This is a genomic window from Streptomyces sp. NPDC002730 (assembly GCF_042888805.1).
Taxonomy (GTDB): domain Bacteria; phylum Actinomycetota; class Actinomycetes; order Streptomycetales; family Streptomycetaceae; genus Streptomyces.
Map to the genome: position 1 here is coordinate 499,096 of NZ_JBIAQG010000002.1, position 19,146 is coordinate 518,241.

The window sequence follows — 19,146 nt, forward strand, 5'->3', positions numbered from 1 at the left end:
GGCTGGAATTTCCGCCGGACGGGCAGAACATTCAAGCCCGTCCGGCGATTGAGGACGCGCGGCCGAAGGTTGCGTACGGGTCCGGGGCGGAGCCCCCACCGCAGGCGACCCGCGCTGCGGCCGCACTCACCGCTCAGGCCCGGGCCGCCGGTTCCCGGGGGCGCGAGGCGTCCGGCGTCGCAAGGGCGAGGCGTCGGCGCGACAGCCGGCCCGGCCACCAGACCCCCCGCCCCAGTAGCAGGCTCGCCGACGTCACCAAGTACGTGCGGACCAGGAACGTGTCCAGCAGGACGCCGACCGCGACCACGAAGCCCATCTCGACCATCGTCACCAGCGGCAGGTTCATCAGCACCGAGAACGTCGCCGCCAGCACGATGCCCGCCGAGGCGATGACGCCGCCCGTCGTGCGCAGCGCCGTCAGTGCCGCGGCCGCCGGTTCCGCGCCGGAGAGGGACTCCTCACGCATCCGGTGCATCAGGAAGATGCCGTAGTCGACACCGAGCGCCACCAGGAACACGAACGACAGCAGTGGCAGCCCGGGGTCGACGCCCGAGAAGCCGAAGACCGGTCCGAAGACCAGCCCGCCCAGGCCCGTCGCCGCGCCCCACACCGCGACCACCGCGACGACGAGGATCAGCGGCGCGACGATGCTGCGCAGCAGAGCGATGAGGATCAGCAGGACCGCGGCGAGGACCAGAGGGATGACGATCAGCCGGTCCCGCGCGTTGGTGTCGTCCAGGTCGAGTTGCTGTGCGCTCGGACCGCCGACGTACGAACCGTCCAGGCCCGCGCGCAGCGCCTTGATCGTCGCGGTCTCGCCGGCCGTCTCCGGCGCGTCCGTCGCGAAGACGGCGAGCTCGGTCCAGCCGTCCGCGCCGCGCCCCCGTGTCACGGCGGCCACGCCCTCCGTCGTGCGGGCCTTCGCCAGCGCCTCGTCCGCGCCGGACGTGGGTGCGATCACGCTGATCGGCTGGCTGCTGCGGTCCGGATACGCGTCCGCCAGCGTCCGCATCGCGGACACCGATTCGGGTCGGTCGGTGAAACTGTCCTCCTGCTTGAGCGTGCCCGGCAGACCGAACGCGCCGAGTGCCAGCGCCCCGAGCAGCACCGCCCCCGAGGCAAGCACGGCGACCGGCCTGCGCCCCGCGGAGCTGCCCATCGCGGCGAAGAGCGAGCGGCGCTGCTTCGGCTCGCTCCCGTACGCCGGCACCAGCGGCCAGAACACCTGGCGGCCGAGCAGCACAAGTACCGCCGGAAGCAGTGTCAGCATCGCCGCCAGCGCACACACCACGCCCACCGCGCCGACCGGACCGAGCCCGCGCGCGCTGTTGAGGTCGGCGGCCAGCAGGCACAGCAGCCCGGCGGCGACAGTCCCGGACGAGGCGAGGACGGCGGGCCCGCAGCCGCGCAGAGCGGCGCGTATCGCGTCGTACGGCTGCGGGGCGCGGCGCAGCTCCTCGCGGTACCGGGCGACGAGCAGCAGCGCGTAGTCGGTGCCCGCGCCGAAGACGAGGACGGTCATGATCCCGGCGCTCTGGCTGGTGACCGTCAGGTCGAAGCCCTGGACGAGGCCGTAGATCACGGCCCTGGTGGTGAGCGCGGCGACGCCGACGACGAGCAGCGGAACCAGCCACAGGAACGGGCTGCGGTAGGTGAGGATCAGCAGGACCGCGACGACGAGCACGGTCGCGATCATCAGCGTGCCGTCGATGGAGTCGAAGACCTTGGTCATGTCGGTCTGCAGGGCACTGGGCCCGCCGACGTCGACGCTCAGCCCGTCGGCGCCGCTCACGGCCTCCCGTACGTCTTCGACGAAGGCGGTACGCGCCTCCTCGTCGTCACCGGGCCCGGTGGTCGACACCGGGAACATCAGCGTGGTGCCGTCCTTGGACGGGACGCCGACGGGCCGCTGCCCGCCGGTGAGTTGATGGGTGGAGGTGATCTCGGCGACCTGCCGGTCCGCCGTGGCACGGTCGGCGGCCGTCAGCCCGCCGTCCCGGTGGTACACGAGGACGAGCTCGGTGGATTCGCCGCCGGGCAGCGTCTGCTGGATCTTCGCGACCTGGGTGGAGTCCGCGTCAGCCGGCAGATAGTCCACGACGTTGTCGCGCTGTACGTCGCCGAGCTTGCCCGCGAACGGGCCGGCGAGCGCGATGACGGCGATCCAGAACGCCAGCACCGCCCACGGCACGGCACGACGGCGTCTGTTCACGGGCCCCATGGATGTCTCCCCTTCGTCACTGGCGTCCGGTGTCGGACTCCGTGACCAGACTCTCGCCGGGAAGTGCGCGAATCCTCGCGCGGGCGGGCGAGATGGGGGCTACTGCGCAGGGTGGCCTCGGCCCGGTTCTACTCCCGCGGGAGTACGGGCCAGGAGTACGGGCCGGAGGAGGGGCCGGGAGTATCAGCCGGACGAAGGGGCCGGGCCCACGAATCAGGCGGACTAGAAAGGCGTCCGCGCCGCCGCCAGCAGCCGCGCCGTGTCGTCCGCGCGCAGTTGCAGCGCCGCGCCGACCGTCGTCAGCACCTCGCGCTCCGCCGGGCTGTACGGACCGTCCGCGAGGGCGATTCTCGCGCCCTGCAGCAGGATCGACTCCCGGCCCGCCGGGGCCAGATGTGGCGCGAGCGGCTCCAGCGCCTCATGCAGCTCGATGGCGAGCGCGGCTCCGTACGGCCCGCTGTCGGTGACGAAACGGCCGGTGTCCGCGGCGAGCGCCTCGATCAGCGCCGTCAGCTGGTCTTCCGTGCAGTCGTCGAGGCCGGCCGCGCGGACCGTGGCGACCGCGGTCTCCCGGACCGGACGGGAGGAGGTGCCGCCGGAGGCGAGGACGGCGAGCGCGACGGTGTGCACGGCATCCCGCAGCATCGCGGAGAAACGGCTGGTGGTGGGGTGGTCGAGGGCGTCCATGCCGAAGTGGCTGTGACAGGCCGCGCATTCGACGACCGGACCGGCCGCGCCGCGCGGCAGCAGCGGCACACCGAGGAAGGTGAAGCGCCGGCGGCCGGTGCGGCGGCGGTAGTTGCGGTCACCTCCGCAGTCGGAGCAGAAGAACTCTCCGTCGCCGACAGTGTTCCAAGAGGTATGAACGCCGCAGACCAACATTTTTCGGCCGATTGGTCCTCGGGCTGGCTGCACGTCGCACCTCCGTAATGCTCCGGCAACATTGCCGCGTTGACGTGATGTTAGCCACATCTGTGATGCCACGTCAGCACCCCGGAGGCAGTACGCCAGGACATGGCCGATTCCTCGCCCTGCGGCCCCGCCCCGAAGACGGCGTGACCGCGCCCCCGGCCGCTCCCGAGGGAGCGGCCGGGGGCGCGGTGAAGATGCCCGGTGAAGCGGACTAGCGGGCCGCGCGGTTGACGGCCGAGACGACCGCCTTCAGCGAAGCACGGGTGGTGTTGGCGTCGATGCCGATGCCCCACAGCACCTTGCCGTCGATCGCGCACTCGATGTAGGAGGCGGCCTGTGCGGACGCGCCCTCGCTCATCGTGTGCTCCTGGTAGTCCAGCAGCCGCGCGTCGACGCCCACCGCGTTCAGCGCCTCGAAGAACGCCGAGATCGGACCGTTGCCGGAGCCGGTCAGCACCGTCTCGGCGCCGTCCACGACCGCCTCGACGGTCAGCGTGTCGATGCCGTCCTTGTCGGTGGTGGTCTGGCCGGAACGCAGCTGGATACGTCCCCACGCATTGTCCGGGTTGGGCAGGTACTCGTCCTGGAAGACCGACCAGATCGCCTTCGGCGTGACCTCGCCGCCCTCGGAGTCCGTCTTCGTCTGGATGATCTTCGAGAACTCGATCTGCATCCGGCGCGGCAGGTCCAGCTTGTGGTCGTTCTTCAGGACGTATGCGATACCGCCCTTGCCGGACTGCGAGTTGACCCGGATGACCGCCTCATAGGAGCGGCCGACGTCCTTCGGGTCGATCGGCAGGTACGGGACGGCCCACTCGATCTCGTCGACGGTCTTGCCCTGGGCGGCCGCGTCGGCCTCCATGGCGTCGAAGCCCTTCTTGATGGCGTCCTGGTGGGAGCCGGAGAAGGCGGTGTAGACCAGATCGCCCGCGTAGGGGTGGCGCGGGTGGATCTCCATCTGGTTGCAGTACTCGCTCGTCCGACGGATCTCGTCGATCTGCGAGAAGTCGATCTGCGGGTCGACGCCCTGGCTGAACAGGTTCATGCCCAGCGTCACCAGGTCGACATTGCCGGTGCGCTCGCCCTGGCCGAACAGGCAGCCCTCGATACGGTCCGCACCAGCCATGATCGCCAGCTCGGCGGCGGCGACGGCGGTGCCGCGGTCGTTGTGCGGGTGCACGGACAGACACACGTACTCGCGGCGGGACAGATTGCGCGACATCCACTCGAAGCGGTCGGCGTGCGTGGACGGGGTCGAGCGCTCCACCGTGGCAGGCAGATTGAGGATGATCTCGCGGCCGGCCTCGGGCTGCCAGACGTCACAGACGGCCTCGCAGACCTCCAGCGCGAAGTCCAGCTCGGTGTCGGTGAAGATCTCCGGGCTGTACTGGTAGCCGAAGGTCGTCTCCGGGCCCAGGATCTTCTCGGCGTACTCCATCACCAGCCGCGTACCGTCCACGGCGATCTGCTTGATGTCGTCCTTCGAGCCGCGGAAGACGACCCGGCGGAAGGTGGGCGCCGTCGCGTTGTACAGGTGCACCGTCGCGCGGTGGGCGCCGACGATGGACTCGACGGTGCGCTCGATCAGGTCCTCGCGCGCCTGGGTCAGGACGGAGATCGTCACGTCCTCGGGGATCGCACCCTCTTCGATGATGGAGCGTACGAAGTTGAAGTCGGTCTCGCCGGAGGACGGGAAGCCGACCTCGATCTCCTTGTAGCCCATGCGTACCAGCAGGTCGAACATCTCGCGCTTGCGGGCGGGCGACATCGGGTCGATCAGGGCCTGGTTGCCGTCGCGCAGATCGGTGGACAGCCAGCGGGGCGCGGCGGTGATCCGGTTGTTCGGCCAGGTGCGGTCGGGGATGTCCACGGCCTCGTACTTGCCGTACTTGTGGATCGGCATCCCGGACGGCTTCTGCGTGTGGGTCGCGGTGGTGACGGGCGTGGGGCGACCGACGGAAGTGTCAGACATTGCGTAGGGCTCCTCGGGGGTCCAGCAAGTAGGACGGCCGACTGAGTCGAAGCAGCACCAGATCCCGCGGGGAGGGGGTCGGCCTACGACTACAGGCCCTCGCCGCGGCAGCTAAGAAGAAGCAGCCCGAAACGCATGATGGGAAGCAGCCTAACCGAGCATCGCGGAGGACGGAGGTGCCGTATCAGTATGCGGGACACTATTCCGGTTACGGCCAAACAGTGCCGTATCACACTGAGGCAGCTCTCAGACCCCGTATCACTCCATTTCACTAATCATAGTGGCAACTAGTGACAGCGCGATGACTCAGTGCCACAGTCCCCCGCATGGACGCCAACGCCCGCCGGGTCAACCCGGTCTTCTGCACCATCGTGCCGCCCCATGTCCTCGACAAAATGGCCCGCGCCGAGGACCCCACGATCGCCGAGCCCGCCGCCCGCACCCTTGAGCACGACGCCCTCCAGCGCACCCGCCGCCGGATCACCACGGTCCGCGGTCTCGCTCCGAGCACGGCCGGAGCCGTGTCGGAGAAGCCCCATCGCACGATCTACGACGCCAAGCACGAGGAGATCGTGCCGGGCAAGAAGGTGCACTCCGAGAACGACAAGCCCGCCAGGGACGCCACGGTGAACCGCGCCCACGCGGGCCTCGGCGCCACGTTCGACCTGTATCTCAAGGCGTACGGCCGCCACTCCATCGACGGCTCCGGCCTGCCGCTGAACGCGACCGTCCACTACGGCGAGAACTACGACAACGCCTTCTGGGACGGCGAGCGGATGGTCTTCGGCGACGGGGACAACGATCTGTTCCTGGACTTCACGCTGCCCGTGGACGTGATCGGACACGAGCTCACCCACGGTGTCACGCAGTACACGGCGAATCTGGAGTACTTCAGCCAGTCCGGCGCGCTGAACGAGTCCATGTCGGACGTCTTCGGCTCGCTGATCAAGCAGTACTCCCTCGGCCAGAGCGCCGATCAGGCCGACTGGCTGATCGGCGCGGGCCTGCTGGGCCCCAATGTCACGGGCGTCGCGCTGCGCTCGATGAAGGAGCCGGGCACGGCGTACGACGACGACGTCCTCGGCAAGGACCCGCAGCCGGCGACGATGGAGGACTACGTCAAAACCGGTCGCGACAACGGCGGCGTGCACATCAACTCGGGGATCCCGAACCACGCCTTCTACCTGGTCGCCACCGCGCTGGGCGGCAATGCGTGGGAGCGGGCGGGCCAGATCTGGTACGACGTCCTGACCGGCGGCGAACTCTCCACGACCGCGCAGTTCACCGAGTTCGCCCGCCTCACGGTGGCCGCGGCCCGCTCGCGCTTCGGCGAGGGTGAGGAGCAGGAGGCGCTGCTGAAGGCGTGGTCCCAGGTCGGGGTGGGTACCAACTGAGCCGTTCGCGTACTAGGTGGGTACCAACTGAGCCGTTCGCGTACTAGACAGGACCCATGCGTATCCAGGTAAGGCGCACAGGTGGCTTCGCCGGTATCGAGCGGTTCGCGGAGGTGGACACCTCGGGGCGAACCGATGCGGGCACCTGGCATGCCCTGGCCGAGCAGGCAATGGCCGGCGGCCGGGGCACGCCGCCGGACGGAGTGCCGGACGGGTTCAGCTACCGGATCACGGTGGACGGACGCAGCGTCTACTGCACGGATCCCCGGCTGACCGACGCACAGCGGCAGCTGATCTCGCTGGTCCTCAAGGAAGGTTCGTGACCGGGGCGGAGGCGGGTGCGGCGGACGTGACGGCGGGTGCGGCGGGAGACGTGGAGGCGGGCGCGGATGCCGAGGCAGCTTCCACACTGTCGCCCTGGCCGATCGCGAAGTCCCGGACGAGAGCCAGCAGGGTCTCGTCCGGGGTGCGCGGGCCAGTGAAGTAGCCCGCCCGCTCCAGCTGGGCGAGGCCGTGCATCTGGCACCACAGCTGCCAGGCGCGCAGTGAGGCGTCGCCGTCCCGGAAGCGGCCCGCGGCGGTGCAGCGGCGGATGACACCGTGCGGGACGCGGAGCATGAAGGTGCCCATCTCCCGGTCCTCGTCGGCAAGTTCGAAGCCGGCCAGCTGGGATCCCCCGAACATGACGGCGTACACATTCGGTTCGGCGCGGGCGAACTCCTGGTAGACGCGGCAGATGGCATACAGATCGGCGACCGGGTCGTCGGTGGGCCGCACGGTGTCGGTACGCGCCATGAAGCGCTCGAACCCCTCGCGCATCACCTCGCGGACGAGTGCCGGCATCGAGCCGAAGTGGGTGTAGACCGCCATGGTCGAAGCGCCGACCGCCTTCACCAGGCGACGGGCACTGAGGGCGGCGGGTCCCTCGTCGGCGAGGACGCGGGCGGCCTCGTCGAGAAGCCGGCGGCGAACGGAATCCTGGGGCGACACAGCAGCAGCGTAACGTCGTTATGGACATAACGGATGTCATGCCTGGCCGGCGCCCCGGGACGGCGACCCGACGGTCAGAAACCCAGTTTCCGCAGCTGCTTCGGATCCCGCTGCCAGTCCTTCGCCACCTTCACATGCAGATCAAGGCTGTATCCGATATGCGGCTGCCGCCGCGGGGCAGGCGTGCCCAGCAGCGCCACGATCTGCCCGCGCAACTCCACCCGGCCGACTTCAGGCACCCGCCCCTCCGCGGCCCCGGGACAGCGACCCGACGGTCAGAAACCCAGTTTCCGCAGCTGCTTCGGATCCCGCTGCCAGTCCTTCGCCACCTTCACATGCAGATCAAGGAAGACAGGCGTACCCAGGAGCGCCTCGATGTGCTTGCGCGACTTCGTGCCGACCTCCTTCAGGCGCTTGCCCTTCGGGCCGATGATGATGCCCTTCTGGCTCGGGCGCTCGATGTAGAGGTTCGCGTGGATGTCCAGCAGCGGCTTGTCCGCCGGGCGGTCCTCGCGCGGCAGCATCTCCTCCACCACCACCGCGATCGAGTGCGGCAGCTCGTCCCGTACGCCCTCCAGCGCGGCCTCGCGGATCAGTTCCGCGACCATGACCTGCTCGGGCTCGTCCGTGAGGTCGCCCTCCGGGTAGAGCATCGGGCCCTCCGGGAGCAGCGGGATCAGCAGGTCGGCCACCAGCTGGACCTGCTTGCCGCCGACCGCCGAGACCGGGACGATCTCCGCCCACTCCATGCCCAGCTCCTTGCCGAGCTGGTCGATCGCGATCAGCTGCTCGGCCAGGGTCTTGGAGTCGACAAGGTCGGTCTTGGTGACGATCGCGACCTTCGGGGTCTTCTTGATGCCCGCGAGCTCCTTGGCGATGAAGCGGTCGCCGGGGCCGAGCTTCTGGTCGGCGGGCAGGCAGAAGCCGATCACGTCGACCTCGGCCCAGGTGGTACGTACGACGTCGTTGAGACGCTCGCCGAGCAGCGTGCGCGGCTTGTGCAGGCCCGGGGTGTCGACCAGGATCAGCTGGGCCTCGGGGCGGTGCACGATGCCGCGGACGGTGTGCCTGGTCGTCTGCGGCCGGTTGGAGGTGATCGCCACCTTCTGGCCGACCAGAGCGTTCGTAAGGGTGGACTTGCCCGCGTTGGGGCGGCCGACGAAGCAGGCGAAGCCGGCCCGGTGGGGGGCGTTGTTCTCTTGGGTACGAGCGCTCATGGCGCCCATTGTCCCTGATGTCACGAGCCCTCGGGTACGCGCGCCCTCACCCGCCGTACTCTGGCCCACACCCCGGCCGCCGACAGGCCCGCCGCCAGCACCACCGCGACCAGCCAGGGCAGGGCAAAGAAGGAGGTTCCGGCCGACTCGCGAACGTCCCGTGCGGTGGCTGTGAGTCTGACCTCGCCCCATTCGAGCTGGGGTGCTCCCGCCCAGCGTTCGGTGAGGCGGATCTTCTGGCGGGGCAGCAGCTCGGCGGGGATCTTCTTCAGATCGCGGTTGAGGAGATCGCGGCCGAAGAGGCCCTCCGCCTTGAGGGCGACCTTGGGGTTGAGCGTGACATTGCCGCGGTTGTAGAGGGTGTACGAGATGAGCGCACTGCTCTCGCCGGTGCCGGGCACCAGGGGCTGCTCGTGGGTGAGCGTGACGTTCTCGACGGAGAGCGCGGGGACGGTGGGGCCGTTCACGCGCAGATAGATGCGCGCGCCGACCGCCTGCTGGATGCCGACGGCGAGCGAGCCCGTCGAGGGGTTGATGCGCTCGTCGAGGGCGATCAGGGCGCCGGGGTGGTCACCGGGTTCGGCGTCCTCAGGGAGGTTCACGGTGTACGGCACGGTGACCGAACTGTTCGCCGGGACGGTGACGCGGTCGCGCTCGGGCTTGGCCCAGGCGCCGATGCCGCGCTGCTTCTCCTTCTGGGTGCGTACGGCGAAGCCGCCGTCCCGTTCGGTGTTGTACGCGTCGGCGGCGTACAGCCGGAACGTCAGTGGGGCGGCGGTCTTGTTGGTGACCGTGACCTCGTCGGTGAGGGTCGTGCCGGGGTCGGCCGAGAGATAGAAGTACGGGCGCCGGCCCAGTTCGGAGGAGGTGGGGTAGACGGACCAGTTGCCGTTGTCGGCGGCGTGGGCGGCCGGGATGCCGTACCCGCCGTACAGCAGCGCGACCAGGACGGGCAGCAGGATGACGTACAGCTTGCGCATGTGCGGAGCCCCCCAGGGACGTAGCGGTGCCGGGGAAGTTCGAGCGGGCCGACCGGGTGCGCGCCCGGCCCGTCCGTTTCTTTTCTGTGGCTCGGTTCGCCTCCGGGGCGCCTTCAGCGTGCGTCGACCGTTCCTTTTTGAGGCTCGGTTCGCCTCCGGGGCGCCTTCAGCGTGCGTCGACGGTCGATCGTGCTCGATCCCTCGTTCCTCGGGACCTCCGCGCGTTCTCCCTTTCGACGCCCGCGCGCCCCTTTGGCTCACTCGCCGGGACCACTGAGGTGAGCGTGAGGGTCAGCACTGCGGAGTACACGCCCCCTTGGCTCACTCGCCGGGACCACTGAGGTGAGCGTGAGGGTCAGCACTGCGGAGTACACGCCCCTTTGGCTCACTCGCCGGGGCCGCTCAGGTGAGCGTGAGGGTCAGCACTGCGGAGTACGCGCCGGGGGCGGTGTACGCCGGTACGTCCAGTGAGACCTTCGCGTCCACGGTGAACTCGCCTCCGGTGAGCGCCCCGTTGGGCGTGGAGGCGAGGGTCGCGCCCGCGCTGCCGACCGGTCCCGCGGAGCCGGCCGCACAGGTGCTGGGACTGCCCTGCTTGGTGGTGCAGGCCGGCGTCCAGCCGAGTCTGCCGGCGTCGATCTTCCCGCCGGGCCCGGTGAAGTCGGTGACCTTGCCGGTCAGGGACCACCCCGCGGGGCCGCCGCGGAAGTCCTTGACCGTCACCTTCTTCAGATCGCCGGTGGCTGCCCCGCCCTTGCCGAAGTCGACCGCCGACATCTCGACGGTGTCACCGGCCTGGGACATGGACAAAGTGCCTGCGGCGACCGAGGCGTTGAGCTTCTGGCTGTTGCCGGGCAGAGGCGTGTCGTCGACGACGGTGTACGCCGCCGGGCCCGCGCCCTTCTCCGCCGACCAGGCACTGCCTTCGTACGCGACGATGCCGGTGGTCGCCTTGTCGTTGGCCTTGAGCCGCGCGGTGAAGCCGCCTGTGGCGTCGGCCTTGAGGGTCATTCTGTCGGCTGTCTCGGCCGCTCCGGCCCGTCCGACGACGGTGATGTCGGCGAGCGGAGTGAACTTGGCGCCGGTGACGGTGACCTGGTCACCGGGTTTGCCGGAGGCCGTGGCGAGCTGGATGGTGCGCTCGTTGGCCCCGGGAACGTCCGTCGCGACGACCGTCTGGGAGACGGGCGCGGGCGGATTGGTGACCGTACACGGGGTGTCCAGCTCCATGATGTAGCTGGTGTGGATGTTGTAGTCGCCGGGCGAGAGGGTGATCGAGCCGGGCGCGGTGACCTTGAAGGTGCCGGTCATCGAGAACGGCGGGAACGCTCCCTTGCCGGGGACGGGCGGGTTCTTCTTGGGTCCGGTGACCGTGACGCTGCCGGCCTGGGCGCCGCCGAGGGCGACCTTGCCGCTGGGCGTCATGATGTCGGCCGGCAGGGCGAGGTCGACCGGGTTGCTGGCGGCCGGCTTGGTGACCGTGTACGTGACCGTGACTGTGTCGCCCACCTTGGGTGCGGCGTTGTCGACGGTGATCTCGGCGGTCGTGGTGCCGTCGATGGGCGGAATGCCCGCGATGGGCGGCGGTACGCAGTGGGTCGCGAAGTCCACCGGTGCGGAAGCGGCAGCCATCGCGTTCGCGGGCGCGGCGAGCGATGCCGCGCCCGCGACCAGGGCGAGGGACCCCAGTGCGGCGGTCCACCGTCGCCTGCGGCCAACGGATCTTCGGATGGCGGATCTTCGGGTGGCTGTAGCCATGATTGCCCCCTTCTGAGGAATGCTGGGGGCCATTGACAGGGGACGGCCGAAAGAAGTCAATGGAATCGAAATGCGCTGTCTGATGACCCATCAGATACTGTCAAGATCCGCGTTTGCGCAGGCCGGAAGGGGAATCGGCGCCACCGGAGAAGGTGACGCCGATTTCTGTCACACCGGTGCTGTCATACCCGTCAGGTATTCGCATCCGGGAAGGGTTCTTCGCGCTCCGGGGGAATTCGGCCCGTGAGCTGCCCGACGGCTTCAGACCGCCCTGGTCACCCGGCTCCTGCGGAACCGGTCGGCGAGAATCGCGGCTCCGACAGCCACGTACAGCAGGCCGAGCACCCCGGTCGCCAGATCCAGCCAGTCGGCCCCACGGCCGAGCGCCAGATCCTCTGCCGCGGCTCCGCCCAGCCACAGCGAGACCGCCGCCAGCAGCACGCTCGCGACCGCCTGAGCGATCCGCGCCGCGCGCTCGCGTCCGTAGCCCTTCAGCAACTCGCCCGCGGCGAAGCCGACCACCACGAAGGGCCAGACGTCGATCGCGTCCACACCGCCCGTCATGGCTGCCTCGACGAGGTTGCCGGCCCCGACGGTGCCGGCACCCGCCAGGGCGACCCAGCCGAATACGCGCCGACGCCGTGCTCCCCTCGGAACACCTCGGCGCATCAGCCCGCCGCCACCGCGGACTTGAGCGCTCCGTCGGGGCCGGCGAGCAGCACCGGGGTCTCCGGCCCGCCCAGGTCACGTACCGCGGCGCGGTCCGCGTCGGAGGCGGCGTCCGCCTCGGAGACGACGGCCGCGGCCTCGAGGGACTTCGCGCCGCTGGCGACGGCCATGGCGACGGCGGTCTGCAGCGCGCTGAGCTTCAGCGACTCCAGCGCCACGGTCCCCGCGACATAGGTACGCCCGGTCTCGTCCCGTACGGCAGCACCCTCGGGCACACCGTTGCGGGCCCGGGCGCTGCGCGCCAGCGTGATGATCTTGCGGTCCTCGGGGTCGAGGTCGGTGCTCTGCGTCATATCGCGAGCATAGATCGGCCGCCCGGCACGGAGCCGGGCGGCCGGTCGGAGTGGCAGGGGCTCAGCCCTGGACGCCCTTGACGAACTTGTCGCCGACCCGCTTGACCAGATCCGCGAAGTCCTTCTGCGCCGTGGCGCCGCCCTCGTTCATGTACGCGACGCGGGTGGCACCGGTGCCCTGGTGCGCGACCAGCAGATCGGCCTTGATCACGATGCCGGGCGCGAACTCAATGGACATCTGGAAGGCGTGCGATGCCTCGCCGACCTTCGGAACGTCGAGCTTCTCGATCTTGACGGCGGTCTTCTCGCCCTCCATCTCGAAGGAGACGGTGGAACAGCTGCCCAGCGCCGTGCCGATGGCCTTGGTGAAGTCGGCGGCGCCCGCGCCGGCGAACGTGAGGACCTGCTGGCTCAGCTCGGTCTTGCCGTCCGCCTGCTTGAAGTCGACGTCTCCGCCCTTGGTGGCGCCCTTGACCTTGGCGCCCATCATGTCGGCGAGCGGCTGACACTCGGGCTTGTCGGCCTTCGGGGCCGGGGTGTTGTCGGCGGCGACCTTGCCGGCCTTCCAGCCGGCGGGAAGGTCCTTGACCTCAAGGGTCGCGGCCTTCATCTGCGCGGCGGTCAGCGGCGTGAGCGCCGACGCCTCCTTGTCCTCGCCCTTCGCCTTGTCCTTGGACTGCTCCTGGCCGGCGGCCGGCTTCTTCTCGTCGGACGAACCGCCGCAGGCCGCCGCGGTGAAGCACAGCGCGGAGACGGTGAGAGCGGCGGCAACGCCGCGGCGCATACGTGTACGCATAAAAGTGGTACTCCCCTGAATCTGGCTCAAAAGTGCTCATGGGGAGCTTCCCCCCTCCCCGGTAACGGGCAGAGGATACACATACGCCGAGGTCAGCCCGCCACTGGATACATCGAGCCGCGCCGGCCCTCCGGGCTCGCCAGCCACTCCAGCTTCGCGGCCGTATCCGCTTCCGGCAGCGGCGTATGCATCACGATCGCCAGATCCGGCCGGGCCGGCACCCGCAGCTGGGTCGACTCCACGAACAGCGCCCCGACCAGGGGGTGTTCGATCTCCTTGCGGACCTGCCCGCCGGGCGCGATGTCTCGCCGCTCCCACAGCTCGGTGAAATCCTCGCTGGCCGCCTTCGCCTCCTCGACCACCGACTGGAAGCCCTCGTCGTCGGGGCGCTCGGAGCAGGCAGCCCGGAACTGCGCGACGACATTGGGCGCGTTCTGCTCCCAACTCTTGGCACGCGAGCGGTAGATGGGGTCGGTGAAGAAGGCGATCAAACAGTTCTGAACGAGCCCGGGGCGCATGCCGAGGACCATCCCTGCCGCATCGTTGTAGAGGACCGTGTTCCAGTACGCGTCCATGATGTGCGCGGGGAAGGGCATCCACGCGTCGATCAGCCGCCGCAGCCCGGCGCACATGTCGGCGTCGCCCGGATCCACCTCGGGCGCGGGCGGGTTGAGCCCGGCAAGTACGTACAGATGGCGGCGCTCGACGCTGCTCAGCCGCAGCACCCGGCCCACCGAGTCGAGGACCTGCGGCGAGACGGTGATGTCCCGCCCCTGCTCCAGCCACTGGTACCAGGAGACACCGACGCCCGCGAGGACCGCGACCTCCTCACGGCGAAGTCCGGGCGTACGACGGCGGGCCCCGCCGTCCGGCAGGCCCGCCTCGGCCGGACTGACCCTGGCGCGCCTGCTCATCAGGAACTCGCGCAGCTCGCCGAGGCGGTGCGCCTTCATCCCATCCTGCTCGGCCGTCGTGGCCACGTACTCCCCCTGGTCCGTCCGCCTGGCTGCCTGGTGGTGCGACCAACAGGATAAGTTCCCGCTCCCCACGGATATTCCTGGAGCCCGAGGGTGTTGCTCATGGCAATCGACACCTCCGCCCCCACCCTCGCGGCAACCGCGCCGCCGAAGCTCTCCGGCCGCGCGAAGCTGATCCTGCTCGTCCTGTGCGCCGCCCAGTTCATGGTCGCGCTCGACTTCTCCGTACTGAATGTGGCGCTGCCCGTCCTCGGCAAGGACCTGGGCATGAGCCAGTCCGCGCTGCAGTGGGCGGTCACCGCCTTCGCGCTGCCCTCCGGCGGCTTCCTGCTGCTCTTCGGCCGAACCGCCGATCTGTACGGGCGACGCAAGTTGTTCCTCAGCGGTCTCGCCGTTTTCGGCGCCGCCTCACTGCTCGCGACCTTCGCCTGGGACCCGGCGTCCTTCCTGGCCGGCCGGGCCCTTCAGGGTCTGGGCGCGGCCGCCATCGTGCCGACCGGAATGTCGCTGCTCACCACCACCTTCCCGGAAGGCCCGCAGCGCGACCGGGCGCTGGGCATCAGCGGCACACTGCTGTCCCTGGGCTTCACCATCGGCATGGTGCTGGGCGGCGTACTGACGGACACTCTGGGCTGGCGCTCCACGATGGGCCTGCTGGCCGTCGCCGCGCTGCTCGTCCTCGTACTGGCGCCCGGTCTGCTGGCCGAGTCCCGGCACCCGGAGCGGCCGCGTCTTGACGTGCCCGGCGCGGTCACCGTCACCAGCGGGCTGCTCGCCGTGATCTACGCCCTGTCCACGGCGGCCGAGCGAGGCTTCGGCGGGGTCGACGTCCTGGTGACGCTGATCGCCGGAGTCGCTCTGCTGGTCGCCTTCGTGGTCGTCGAGTCCCGGTCCCCCGCCCCGCTGGTCTCGCTGCCGATGCTGAGGCGTCGGACGGTGGCCTGGGGGAATCTGGGCGGTCTGGTCACCTTCTCGATGATGAGCACGGTCGTCTTCGTCCTCACCCTCTACCTCCAGGAGGTGCTGGAGCTCTCCGCCTTCCGGACCGGTCTGGTCTTCGGCGTCCAGGGCGTGCTGTCGGCCTTCGCCGGTGCGTACGCCCCCAAGCTCATCGGCCGCATCGGTGCCCGTCGCACGCTGGTCGTGTCGCTGCTCGGCCAGGGCGTGTTCGTCGCCGCGCTGCTCGGCATCGGCACCGGATCGGGCGCTCTGCTGGCGACCGTCGCCGTCTCGCTGGCCAGCGTCTGCCATCTGGGCGCGATCATCTCGTACGGACTGACGGTGACGTCCGGGGTGCCGGACGAGGAGCAGGGCCTGGCGACGGGCCTGGTCACCACGACGCAGCAGGTGGGGATCACCATCGGCATCCCGCTGCTGGGTGTGCTGGCGACGACGCAGGGCTCGCTGTTCGACGGGGTCCGTACGGTGCTGGCGGTGGACGCGGCGGTTGTCGTGGGGGCGGCGGTCCTGGTGGGGCTGGGCCTGCGGAAGGCTCGGGCCTGAGCTGTTCCCCTACCCGCCCCTTCCCGGCTGTGACAATGTGCGGCTCCGCCGTGTGGGGCGGAGCAGCAGCTCAGGCGCGGTCCAGGCGGAGGCGGTCCGCCTTGGGGAGGCCCGCCACCACGAGGTCGTACGAGTCCTCGATCAGCTCCCGGACCATCCGGTCCGGGAGCTCGCCGACCGTCACCGTGTTCCAGTGGCGCTTGTTCATGTGATAGCCGGGGACGATCGCCGCATGGTCGGTACGCAGCTGGACCGCGATCTCCGGCTCGCACTTGAGGTTCACCCTCAGCGGCCGGGCGTCCAGCGCGCTGAGCGCGAAGAGTTTGCCGAGAACCTTGAACACCGAGGTCTCGGGCCCGAACGGGAACTCCTCCACCGCAGCGTTGAATTCGAGGCAGAACGCCCTCAACTCCTGCGCCTTCATGCCGCCGCATCCCCCTCGGTCTTCCCGGGCACCGGCTCCGCCAGCACGGTGACGATTCTGTTCCGGCGGCCGGCCGGGGACTCCGCGGTCAGCCGCAGCGCACGCCCGTCCGGCAGGTCGACCACCGCGGACGCGCCCGCGATCGGCACCCGTCCCAGCGCCTTCGCCAGCAGTCCGCCGACGGTCTCCACATCCTCGTCGTCGAACTCGTCGAGCCCGTACAGCTCGCCGAGATCGTCGATGTCGAGGCGGGCGGTGACCCGGAAGCGGCCCTGGCCCAACTCCTCGACCTGCGGCAGCTCACGGTCGTACTCGTCGGTGATCTCGCCGACGATCTCCTCGAGGATGTCCTCGATCGTGACGATGCCGGCCGTGCCGCCGTACTCGTCGATGACGACAGCAACGTGGTTGCGCTTCTGCTGCATCTCGCGCAGCAGGTCTCCGGCGTTCTTGGTGTCGGGCACGAACACGGCGGGCCGCATCGCCGTGGAGACCAGATCGGCCTCCGAGTCGCGGTTGATGTGCGTCTTGCGGACCAGGTCCTTCAGATACACGATGCCCACGATGTCGTCCTCGTTCTCCCCGGTGACGGGGACGCGCGAGAAGCCGGAGCGCAGCGCCAGGGTCAGCGCCTGCCGGATCGTTTTGTACCGCTCGATGCAGACCAGGTCGGTTCTGGGGACCATCACTTCGCGTACGAGGGTGTCGCCGAGCTCGAAGACGGAGTGCACCATACGGCGCTCGTCGTCCTCGATCAGCGACTCCTGCTCGGCGAGGTCAACCATCGCCCGAAGCTCCGCCTCGCTCGCGAACGGGCCCTTGCGGAAGCCCTTTCCGGGCGTGAACGCGTTGCCGAGCAGGATCAGCAGTTGCGGGATCGGGCCCATGATGCGGGCGAGCGGAAGCAGGACGTACGCGGCCGCGGTGGCGGTGTTCAGCGGGTGCTGGCGGCCGATGGTGCGTGGCGAGACGCCCACCGCGACATACGAGACGAGCACCATCACTCCGATGGCGACGACCAGCGCCGTCCAGGTCTCCTTGAACTCCTCCAGGCAGACATAGGTGACGAGCACCCCGGCCGCCATCTCGCAGGACACCCGCACCAGCAGGGCGACATTGAGATATCGGGTCGGGTCGGCGCTGACCTGCGCCAGTTTCTCGGCGCCGCGCCGTCCGGAACGTACGGCCTCGGCCGCACGGAAACTGGAGACGCGGGCCAGGCCCGCCTCCGCGCACGCCGCCAGCCAGGCGACGACGACCAGCAGAATCGCGCCGAAGATCAGTTGACCGGTCATGAGACGGTCGGCGCCGGGGACGGACCGGTGTGGCCCTTCTCCGCCCGCCAGCCGTCGATGATCGCGGCCTGCAGACCGAACATCTCGGCCTTCTCGTCCGGCTCCTCGTGGTCGTAGCCCAGCAGATGCAGCACTCCATGGACGGTCAGGAGCTGGAGCTCCTCGTCCATGGAGTGCTGTGTCGGGGCCTCTTCGCCCTGTTTCTTGGCGACTTCGGGACAGAGCACGATGTCACCGAGGAGCCCCTGTGGGGGCTCCTCGTCGTCCTTGACCGGCGGACGCAGCTCGTCCATCGGGAAGGACATGACATCGGTCGGACCGGGCAGGTCCATCCACTGGATGTGCAACTGCTCCATGGCGTCGGCGTCCACGACGATCACCGAGAGTTCGGAGAGCGGGTGGATTCGCATCCGCGCGAGCGCGTAGCGGGCGACATCGAGGATCGCCTGCTCGTCGACCTCGGTTCCGGATTCGTTGTTGACGTCGATCGACATGGTGCGCTGTTACTACTTCCCGTTCGGGTGCCCGTTTTGGCCGTCGTACTTCTCGTACGCGTCGACGATACGGCCGACGAGCTTGTGCCGTACGACATCCTGGCTCGTGAGCCGGGAGAAGTGCACGTCCTCGACACCCTCCAGGATGTGCTGGACCTGGCGCAGTCCGCTCTTCGTGCCGTTCGGCAGGTCGACCTGGGTGACGTCACCGGTGATGACGATCTTCGAGTCGAAGCCGAGCCGGGTCAGGAACATCTTCATCTGCTCGGCGCTGGTGTTCTGCGCCTCGTCGAGGATGATGAACGCGTCGTTGAGCGTCCGGCCGCGCATATACGCCAGCGGCGCGACCTCGATCGTGCCCGCCGCCATCAGCCGCGGGATCGAGTCCGGGTCGAGCATGTCGTGCAGCGCGTCGTACAGCGGCCGCAGATACGGGTCGATCTTCTCGTAGAGCGTGCCGGGCAGGAAGCCGAGGCGCTCGCCGGCCTCCACCGCGGGACGGGTCAGGATGATGCGGTTGACCTGCTTGGACTGCAGGGCCTGGACCGCCTTGGCCATGGCGAGATACGTCTTGCCGGTACCGGCGGGGCCGATGCCGAACACGATCGTGTGCTTGTCGATCGCGTCGACGTACCGCTTCTGGTTGAGGGTCTTGGGGCGGATGGTCCGGCCGCGGCTGGAGAGGATGTTCTGGGTGAGCACCTCGGCCGGGGTCTCGACCGCGCCGTTGCCGCTTTCGCCTGCTCTGAGCATGGCGATCGAGCGTTCCACTGCGTCCTCCGTCATCGGCTGCCCGGTGCGGAGCACCAGCATCATCTCGTCGAACAGGCGCTGGATCAGAGCGACTTCCGCCGCGTCGCCGATCGCGCTCACCTGATTGCCCCGGACATGGATGTCGGCCGCCGGGAAGGCCTTCTCGATCACGCGCAGCAGGGCGTCACCCGAACCCAGGACCGTCACCATCGGATGCTTGGCGGGGACGGTGAAGTGGGCTCGCGCCTGCCCCGGCGCAGGGGTCTGGGCTGTAGGTGTCTGAGTCATGGGCCGGCTCTGTGGCCTGCACATACCTCCCGTTGCAGGGTTCTCGCTGCTCGACAACCTCTGGGACACCAAGCGTACGACTTGACACTGACAAGGCCGAGGGCTTTTCCGGGGGCGTTACGGAGGGGCGGCTTCAGTCGGGGGCGAGGG

Annotated in this window: 19 protein-coding genes; 3 read left to right on the forward strand and 16 right to left on the reverse strand. The window is 69.4% G+C overall.

The window, feature by feature from the left end:
- Positions 1 to 133: 133 nt before the first annotated feature.
- The 3 genes from ACFYXH_RS07165 to leuA form a co-directional block, all read right to left on the reverse strand.
- The gene (locus ACFYXH_RS07165; RefSeq protein WP_389561121.1) at positions 134 to 2,221 is read right to left on the reverse strand and encodes an MMPL family transporter; all 2,088 of its coding nucleotides are present in this window, start codon (positions 2,219 to 2,221) and stop codon (positions 134 to 136) included.
- Between the two features lie 222 nt (positions 2,222 to 2,443).
- Complete coding sequence (locus tag ACFYXH_RS07170; protein ID WP_389561122.1) at positions 2,444 to 3,103, reverse strand: TerB family tellurite resistance protein; 660 nt, start codon at positions 3,101 to 3,103, stop codon at positions 2,444 to 2,446.
- A gap of 241 nt (positions 3,104 to 3,344) precedes the next feature.
- Complete coding sequence (gene leuA / locus ACFYXH_RS07175) at positions 3,345 to 5,105, reverse strand: 2-isopropylmalate synthase (RefSeq protein WP_389561123.1); 1,761 nt, start codon at positions 5,103 to 5,105, stop codon at positions 3,345 to 3,347.
- Between the two features lie 326 nt (positions 5,106 to 5,431).
- Between leuA and ACFYXH_RS07180 the strand changes: the two genes are divergently transcribed.
- The gene (locus tag ACFYXH_RS07180) at positions 5,432 to 6,499 is read left to right on the forward strand and encodes a M4 family metallopeptidase (RefSeq protein WP_389561124.1); all 1,068 of its coding nucleotides are present in this window, start codon (positions 5,432 to 5,434) and stop codon (positions 6,497 to 6,499) included.
- Between the two features lie 56 nt (positions 6,500 to 6,555).
- Entirely contained in the window at positions 6,556 to 6,822 is a 267-nt protein-coding gene (locus ACFYXH_RS07185) for a protealysin inhibitor emfourin (RefSeq protein ID WP_389561125.1), read from the forward strand.
- On the opposite strand, the gene ACFYXH_RS07190 is transcribed toward ACFYXH_RS07185, so the two are convergent.
- The 9 genes from ACFYXH_RS07190 to ACFYXH_RS07230 all read right to left on the reverse strand — a co-directional run bounded on the left by ACFYXH_RS07190 (position 6,806) and on the right by ACFYXH_RS07230 (position 14,215).
- Positions 6,806 to 7,489 carry a TetR/AcrR family transcriptional regulator gene (locus ACFYXH_RS07190; RefSeq protein ID WP_389561126.1) on the reverse strand — a complete coding sequence of 228 codons (684 nt, stop codon included), beginning with the start codon at positions 7,487 to 7,489 and terminating at the stop codon, positions 6,806 to 6,808. The genes ACFYXH_RS07185 and ACFYXH_RS07190 overlap by 17 nt on opposite strands.
- A 74-nt stretch (positions 7,490 to 7,563) precedes the next feature.
- Positions 7,564 to 7,728: a hypothetical protein gene (locus tag ACFYXH_RS07195; RefSeq protein WP_389561127.1), complete on the reverse strand. Its 165-nt coding sequence runs from the start codon at positions 7,726 to 7,728 to the stop codon at positions 7,564 to 7,566.
- A gap of 36 nt (positions 7,729 to 7,764) precedes the next feature.
- Complete coding sequence (era, locus tag ACFYXH_RS07200) at positions 7,765 to 8,706, reverse strand: GTPase Era (RefSeq protein WP_362680851.1); 942 nt, start codon at positions 8,704 to 8,706, stop codon at positions 7,765 to 7,767.
- A gap of 20 nt (positions 8,707 to 8,726) precedes the next feature.
- On the reverse strand, positions 8,727 to 9,686 hold the full coding sequence (locus tag ACFYXH_RS07205; RefSeq protein WP_389561128.1) for a WxL protein peptidoglycan domain-containing protein: 960 nt from the start codon (positions 9,684 to 9,686) through the stop codon (positions 8,727 to 8,729).
- A 402-nt stretch (positions 9,687 to 10,088) separates the two neighbouring features.
- On the reverse strand, positions 10,089 to 11,444 hold the full coding sequence (locus ACFYXH_RS07210; protein WP_389561129.1) for a beta-xylosidase: 1,356 nt from the start codon (positions 11,442 to 11,444) through the stop codon (positions 10,089 to 10,091).
- Between the two features lie 261 nt (positions 11,445 to 11,705).
- Positions 11,706 to 12,113 (reverse strand): hypothetical protein, encoded by a 408-nt coding sequence (locus ACFYXH_RS07215; RefSeq protein WP_389561130.1) that lies wholly within the window; start codon positions 12,111 to 12,113, stop codon positions 11,706 to 11,708.
- Complete coding sequence (locus ACFYXH_RS07220) at positions 12,113 to 12,466, reverse strand: cytidine deaminase (RefSeq protein WP_362680862.1); 354 nt, start codon at positions 12,464 to 12,466, stop codon at positions 12,113 to 12,115. The genes ACFYXH_RS07215 and ACFYXH_RS07220 overlap by 1 nt, the downstream gene beginning before the upstream one ends.
- A gap of 61 nt (positions 12,467 to 12,527) precedes the next feature.
- Positions 12,528 to 13,262 (reverse strand): hypothetical protein, encoded by a 735-nt coding sequence (locus tag ACFYXH_RS07225; RefSeq protein ID WP_389561131.1) that lies wholly within the window; start codon positions 13,260 to 13,262, stop codon positions 12,528 to 12,530.
- Between the two features lie 92 nt (positions 13,263 to 13,354).
- Positions 13,355 to 14,215, reverse strand: coding sequence for a helix-turn-helix transcriptional regulator (locus tag ACFYXH_RS07230; protein WP_389561298.1), 861 nt, complete (start codon positions 14,213 to 14,215; stop codon positions 13,355 to 13,357).
- 126 nt (positions 14,216 to 14,341) lie between these two features.
- On the opposite strand from ACFYXH_RS07230, the gene ACFYXH_RS07235 reads away from it, so the two are divergent.
- Positions 14,342 to 15,742: an MFS transporter gene (locus tag ACFYXH_RS07235; protein ID WP_389561132.1), complete on the forward strand. Its 1,401-nt coding sequence runs from the start codon at positions 14,342 to 14,344 to the stop codon at positions 15,740 to 15,742.
- A 70-nt stretch (positions 15,743 to 15,812) separates the two neighbouring features.
- Here ACFYXH_RS07235 and ACFYXH_RS07240 read toward each other — a convergent pair whose 3' ends face one another.
- From ACFYXH_RS07240 to ACFYXH_RS07255, 4 genes are read right to left on the reverse strand one after another with little or no spacing between them, the layout of a single operon-like run.
- A complete protein-coding gene (locus tag ACFYXH_RS07240; protein ID WP_362680871.1) occupies positions 15,813 to 16,166 on the reverse strand; it encodes an MmcQ/YjbR family DNA-binding protein in 354 nt (117 codons plus the stop codon).
- Positions 16,163 to 17,461, reverse strand: coding sequence for a hemolysin family protein (locus ACFYXH_RS07245; protein WP_389561133.1), 1,299 nt, complete (start codon positions 17,459 to 17,461; stop codon positions 16,163 to 16,165). Before ACFYXH_RS07245 ends, ACFYXH_RS07240 begins: the two co-directional genes overlap by 4 nt.
- Positions 17,458 to 17,955 carry an rRNA maturation RNase YbeY gene (gene ybeY / locus ACFYXH_RS07250; RefSeq protein WP_327323530.1) on the reverse strand — a complete coding sequence of 166 codons (498 nt, stop codon included), beginning with the start codon at positions 17,953 to 17,955 and terminating at the stop codon, positions 17,458 to 17,460. The genes ACFYXH_RS07245 and ybeY overlap by 4 nt, the downstream gene beginning before the upstream one ends.
- Before the next feature lie 12 nt (positions 17,956 to 17,967).
- Positions 17,968 to 18,996, reverse strand: a complete 1,029-nt coding sequence (locus ACFYXH_RS07255; protein WP_327323531.1) for a PhoH family protein — start codon at positions 18,994 to 18,996, stop codon at positions 17,968 to 17,970.
- Positions 18,997 to 19,146 lie beyond the last annotated feature (150 nt).